Here is a 5,896-nt window from a genome sequence, read left to right on the forward strand (position 1 = left end):
GACCCCGAGGTTGTTGTTCGCGTTGGCGAACGTGGCGAGGTCCCCGAGGGTGCCGTTGAACACTGTCGGTGAGCCGGGGATATCGCTGGATGATCCGGCGTACTGCCAGGCCGTGAACCGGGACCATCCCGCCGGCAGCGTTCCGGGAGAAGCGCTGTAATTCGCGGTCTCCAGCGGATTCGCGGAGAACGAGGTGTTGTTTCCCGTGCACTGGTTCCACCAATTGCGGTTGGTGTAGATGGACGCCTCCCGGCCGGTCCGGACCTTAATCTGGTTCACGAAGTCGCGTATCCAGGTCACCATCTGGCTGGTCGACAACCCGTAGCACGGGTACATCGGGGCCGATTGAGTCCACCATGGCCACTCGATGTCGAGCTGCAGGGGCAGGGTCTTGCCGTCATTCACATACTGGGCGTGGTCGACGAGGAAGTCGGCCTGCGCCTTGCCGGTGCTCACGCCCTTGTCCGGCCGTCCGAAGGCGTACGCTCCTATGTAAATGCCGTTGTTCTTGGCGCCGTGGTAGTTCGCGTCGAAATACGAGTCTACGAAGGACGTGCCTTCAGTGGCTTTCGCCCAGCCGAACTTGACACCGCGGGCCGCGACCTGCCTCCAATCGATCGCACCGTCGTTGTTGGAGACATCGGTGCCGAGCACGGAGTATCCGGCCGGGCTGGCCGCCGCTGGGGAGGTGTTCGTAAGGATCGCCACGGCGACGACGATGGCCGCGGTCACCGTTTGCAGCGAGATCCTGCATGTTCGCGCAAGGCGAGACCTTCGTGCCGTGCCCCCGTCTCGGGCTTGCCCTGTGGCCCTTGCTGTTGTCTGCATCGGAAGCTGCCTTCCTACGTGCCTGCTGTCCTGGGATCAAGGACACGTTCGCGTCACGTGCTGCAGCTTCTCTTCAGATCTGCTTCAAGATGGCCTCAAAAGCGCCTACGCCTGTTCGGCATAGCGCGTTCGACCTGCGCCTATACCTCACCTATACCGACGTATCCGATGCTCTGCCTGAGCCGTTCCCGGCTCTATCTCCGCCTCTCATCGGCGAGCGAACCGGCGTTGAGGGGGGCCGGGTACCCCAAGCACCAAGGAGCACCGGGGCGGCGTGTCAGGCCTGTGTCAAGCCGGGGCGGTCATGCTCGGACCGACGCGACGAGTGCGGCCTATCGTCTGCCGTAACCCCATCGGCGTGATGATCTCGCTCGTAGCTCAAATGTCCTGTCTGCTACCTCCAGGGGGATTGGTGGAGTTTCGTCTGCTCGGCCCGGTGGAAGCATGGCATGGTGATCGGCGCCTGTCGTTGGGCGGCCCAAAACCCCGCGCTCTCCTGGCCGCTTTGCTGCTGAATTCCGGCAAGGTGATCTCCGGTGATCGTCTCGTGGACATCCTGTGGGGCGAGCGGCCGCCCAAGAGTGCCCACGGGCTGATACAGACCTACGTGTATGGCCTGCGCCGCACACTGTCGGCAGTCGGCGACGAGCACACGATCGAGACTCGGCCGCCAGGCTATCTGGCCCATCCCAAGCCGGAGCAGGTTGACCTCGAGATATTCGAGCGGATGGTCGCGAATGGTCGCTCACATGCGGAGAAGAACGATCACCAGTCCGCTGCCGAGGTAATGCGGGCCGCCTTACAACTGTGGAGGGGAGCCGCCCTGGGAGGGATAGGTGACGCGCTGCGCGGAGAGGCGGAGCGTCTCGAGGAGATCCGGCTGACCGTTCTTGAGGAGCGGATCGACGCTGAGCTTGCCCTGGGCAGGGAAATGGAGACAGTCGGCGAACTTGTCGAACTGGTGAAGGGCCAGCCCGCCCGTGAACATCTCCGCGCCCAGCTGATCGTGACCTTGTACCGGCTGGGTCGGCAGGCTGACGCGATGACCGTCTATCACGAGGGCCGGCAGCGGCTGGCTGACGAGCTGGGCGTTGACCCCGGCGCGGAGCTGCAGCAGCTGTACGGTGCGATGCTGCGGGCTGATCCGTCATTGCTTCGGCCCACGATGCCACGCCCGGCCGAAGCCGTCACTCTCGTTGGTCCTGCGATGCCCGCCCCGGGTCCCACGCCGGACGTCGCGCCCAGCCAGTTGCCGCGCAGCATCGCCGATTTCACGGGTCGTGAGAAGCAGATCGACGAGCTGACCGCCATCTTGCGCGCACAAAGCGACGCGGTGCCAGTATGCGTCATCTCCGGTAAGGGCGGCGTGGGCAAGTCCGCACTTGCGGTGAAGATCGCGCACGAGATGGCAGACGACTTTCCCGACGGCCAGCTGTACGCCGACCTGCGGGGCGTCACCGATTCCCCAACGCCGCCGCAGGAGGCGCTGGGACGGTTCCTGCGGGCTCTCGGTGTGCAACCGGCCGCGATCCCCGAGACGCTGCAGGAAAGAGTCGACGCCTACCGCAGCCTCCTGGCAGGCAGGCGGTTGCTCATCGTTCTCGACGACGGGGGCATGGAACAGCAGGTCCGCCCTTTGCTGCCGGGGAGCCGCACGTGCGCTGTGTTGATCACCGCACGCAGGAGGCTGGCCGGTTTGGACGGCGCGAGCCTGGTCGACCTGGACGTCCTCGCCGCGGAGTCGGCCGTCGAGCTACTGGCCCGCATCGCCGGACGGGAACGCGCTTACGCGGAGCAGGACGCCGCTGATCGCATTGCCGTACTCTGCGGCTATCTGCCGCTGGCACTCCGTACGGCAGGTGCCCGCTTGGTCGCACGCCCGCACTGGCCGCTTCTCACACTCGCCAAGCGCTTGGCCGACGAGCGGCGCCGGCTCGACGAACTCGCTGCCGGTGACCTGGAAGTCCGGGCCAGCGTCGCGCTGAGCTATCGGGGTCTCGACGAGTTGGCGACGAAGGCGTTCCGCCGGCTTGGCCTGCTTGGCGTGCCGGATTTCGCTCCCTGGGTGGTGGGAGCTCTTCTCGGTGTGGGGGAAGCGACGGGTGAGGAGGTCATCGAGCGGTTGATGGACGCTCAACTCGTCGACTTCGTCGCCGTGGACACCGCCGGCCAGCTTCGTTACCGGCTGCACGACCTGTTGCGCGTATACGCGGCAGAACGAGCGGAGGAGGAGGAGTCCGCCGAGGAATGTGCGGCCGCGCTGAACCGGGCCCTGGGCGGATGGTTGTGGCTGATCACACACGCCGCTGCCAAGAGCCCTTCGGGCGCGGTCTCCCTGCGTCGTCACTACGGCATGGCTCTGCCCATTGGCGCGGAGGTGGCGGAGCGGGCCGCTGCCGACATGACGGCCTGGTTCAACGCAGAGGCCTCCGCACTCGTCGTCGCCGTAGAGCGGGCCGCCGCGATGGATCTCGACGACGTGGTGTGCGAAACGGCCGCCGCCCTGTGCTCTTCGGCGTTCTCCGTCGACGCTCGGTTCGAAGATTGGTCGCGTACACACGAGCCCGCGCTGGCCGCCGCCCGGCGCGCGGGGAATCTGCTCGGAGAGGCGACCCTGCTGGCAGGACTGGGCCAACTGCGTTGCAGGCAGGACCGCTATGCGGAGGCTAAGGAGCTTTTCCACCAGGCACTTCCCTTGTTCAAAGCCAGCGGCGATACCTATGGGGAGGCAGTGGCGCTTGCCGGGATCGGCACCGCCTGCCGAGAGCAGGGAGATTTCTCCCAGGCACTGCTCCACCTGGGGCGCGCGGGCATCACGTTCCAGGCGCTCCACGACGACGCTGGGATCGGCTACGTCAACCGCCTGGCGGGATCGGTGATGCTGGACCAGGGTGACTACGCGACGGCCATTGCTCTTCTCGAGCACGCGCTGGCCGCGTTTCGGCGCTTGGGCAGCAAACGCAGCCAAGCCCTGACCATGCGCTCGATAGGACTGGTTCACCGAGCCTCGGGGAACCTCACGCAGGCGGAGACGCTGTGTACGCAGGCTGCCGTTCTGCTTCGTGAGGCCGGTGATCCGCTGATGGAGGCCTACGCGGTTCAGGCTCTGGCCAAGACCCGGATCCGGCTCGGCGGTGACGTCTCTGTCCTGCCCGACCTCGTCGAGGCCCTGATCACGTGCCAGAGGCACGGCGACCGGTTCGGGGAAGGGCTCATCGAGCGCACCATCGGTGAGCTGCACCTGGCGCGCGGACGGTACGACGAGGCCGGGGCACACCTCGACCGGTCGGTCGCCATCTGGGATGCGCTGGACATGCCTCTTTTCCGCGCCCGTGTCATGCGTGACCTGGCGTCAGTTCGAGCGGCGAGCGGGGACGCGACGGCCGCCGAAGCACTTCGTACGCAGGCAATCGAGATCTTCGCCGCCTTCGGGACGCGTGAGTACGGCGAGCTCAGCGGATGGCGGGACAGTCCCCGCGACTGAGGCATCCGCGACGCGCCGGCGACCGCTTGGTGCGTTTTTGGAGAGAACTTATACGGCGCCGACCGAACGTTGAGCGCAGGGCCGACAGCGTGCGGCACTGCTCGGGCGAGGGGTTCACATCAGTGACTCGCCTGAGGATCGATCTGGCGAGCGACCGCTTCGCCTGGCTCAGCGTCTGAGAGGACACCATGCATGAAGTCGTTCTCATGTCCGATCCCCGCGTGTCGGCGGTTCCTGTCGAGGAGTGCGGCGAACCTCTGATTGATCTACGTGCGGCGACAGACCTGCTTCTCGACCCTCGCCTGGCTGACCCTGATGGGGCATACGCCCATGTTCGTCAGGGACATGTCGGACGGCTGCTGCAGTGCGAACACATGCTGCCGGATGGGCTGCACCTGCTCGTCGTCGAGGGTTACCGGCCGCTCGCGTTGCAGGAGCGCTATTTCGCGAGGTACGCGGCCGAACTGCGCCACGCCAACCCGGAGTGGTCCGAGGAACACGTCCACGTACAGGCCAGCCGTTCCCTCGCCCCTCCCCACATCGGCCCTCATGTTTGTGGCGCCGCGGTGGATCTCACGTTGTGCACGGCCGCCGGGGAGGAGCTGGACATGGGAACCGAGGTCAACGCCAGCCCCGAAGAGAGCGAGAACGCCTGTTACACCGCCGCGCCCAACATCTCGGCGGAAGCCCGTCACAACCGGAAGATCTTGTGTGACGCGCTCGCGCAGGCCGGCTTCGTCAACTACCCGACCGAGTGGTGGCACTGGTCGTACGGAGACCGCTACTGGGCCTTCGTCACACGGGCACCAGCAGCCCCTTACGGTCACCTGAACCTGCCTACCGGCGGTTGATCAGCCAACGAGCCGGCTCCGCATCAAAGTCGCCGGTCTTTTGCGGCATGCCTGAAATCTGCAAAGTAACCCCCAATTCCCCCTGCGAAAGGAACCCATCATGAAGATCCTCCACGAATTCCGTCGTTCTCTGACAGCCGTGGTAGGTACAGCCACGCTCACGGGCGGCCTTCTTGTGGCTGTGAACATCGCCCCCGCGGCTCATGCCGCGTCCTCGGTGGGCGGGCAGATCAGCCGTTCCGAGGTGCTCGCCCGCGCCCAGAACTGGGTGGACCGCAATGTCCAGTACAACCTGACCCGGCAGGCCAACACGCTGGTCACCGATGTGGAGGGAGCCCACAAGTACGGGCCGGACTGTTCGGGTCTGGTCTCCATGGCCTGGCACATCAGTCCCGGCCAGTACGGCGGGCTCAACACCTCGGGCTTCGAATCCTGGTCCGGCAAGACCTACCTGCCCAGCCTCCATGACCTGAAGCCGGGGGACGCGATCCTCAAGAGTGGGCACATCGAGTTGTTCGCCCGGTGGAAGAACGAAAGCGACCACACTCAGGGCGCATGGACCTACTCGCTGAACGGTGGCGCCGACCCGGACGGCGATGGCTGGCAGAACGACTGGGCCAAAGGTCCCACCGCGAACTCTCATGGCCAGAGAGGCGACGAGTCATGGGCGGGCATGCAGAACTTCCGTCCCATTCGATACAACAACATCGTCGACACCCCGACCCTTGGGGTG

Annotated in this window: 4 protein-coding genes; 3 read left to right on the top strand and 1 reads right to left on the bottom strand. The window is 65.7% G+C overall.

Going from position 1 to position 5,896, the window contains the following annotated elements:
• Window positions 1–732, bottom strand: a 732-nt coding sequence (locus tag N5079_RS34825; protein ID WP_261588491.1) for a GH25 family lysozyme, incomplete at its 3' end; no start/stop codon positions are given.
• Window positions 733–1,240: 508 nt separating this feature from the next.
• Here N5079_RS34825 and N5079_RS34830 point away from each other — a divergent pair.
• From N5079_RS34830 to N5079_RS34840, 3 genes are all read left to right on the top strand, one after another.
• Window positions 1,241–4,312 (top strand): AfsR/SARP family transcriptional regulator, encoded by a 3,072-nt coding sequence (locus N5079_RS34830; RefSeq protein WP_261588492.1) that lies wholly within the window; start codon window positions 1,241–1,243, stop codon window positions 4,310–4,312.
• Window positions 4,313–4,686: 374 nt separating this feature from the next.
• On the top strand, window positions 4,687–5,163 hold the full coding sequence (locus tag N5079_RS34835) for a M15 family metallopeptidase (RefSeq protein ID WP_261588493.1): 477 nt from the start codon (window positions 4,687–4,689) through the stop codon (window positions 5,161–5,163).
• 181 nt (window positions 5,164–5,344) lie between these two features.
• Window positions 5,345–5,896 (top strand): hypothetical protein (locus tag N5079_RS34840; protein WP_261588494.1); only part of this gene is annotated, 552 nt, incomplete at its 3' end.

This window comes from Planotetraspora sp. A-T 1434 (genome assembly GCF_025420585.1).
Taxonomy (GTDB): Bacteria; Actinomycetota; Actinomycetes; order Streptosporangiales; family Streptosporangiaceae; genus JAOEGB01.

Coding starts and splice junctions, on each gene's coding strand:
- N5079_RS34835 (WP_261588493.1), top strand. CDS start 4,687: ATGCTGCCGGATGGGCTGCACCTGCTCGTCGTCGAGGGTTACCGGCCG.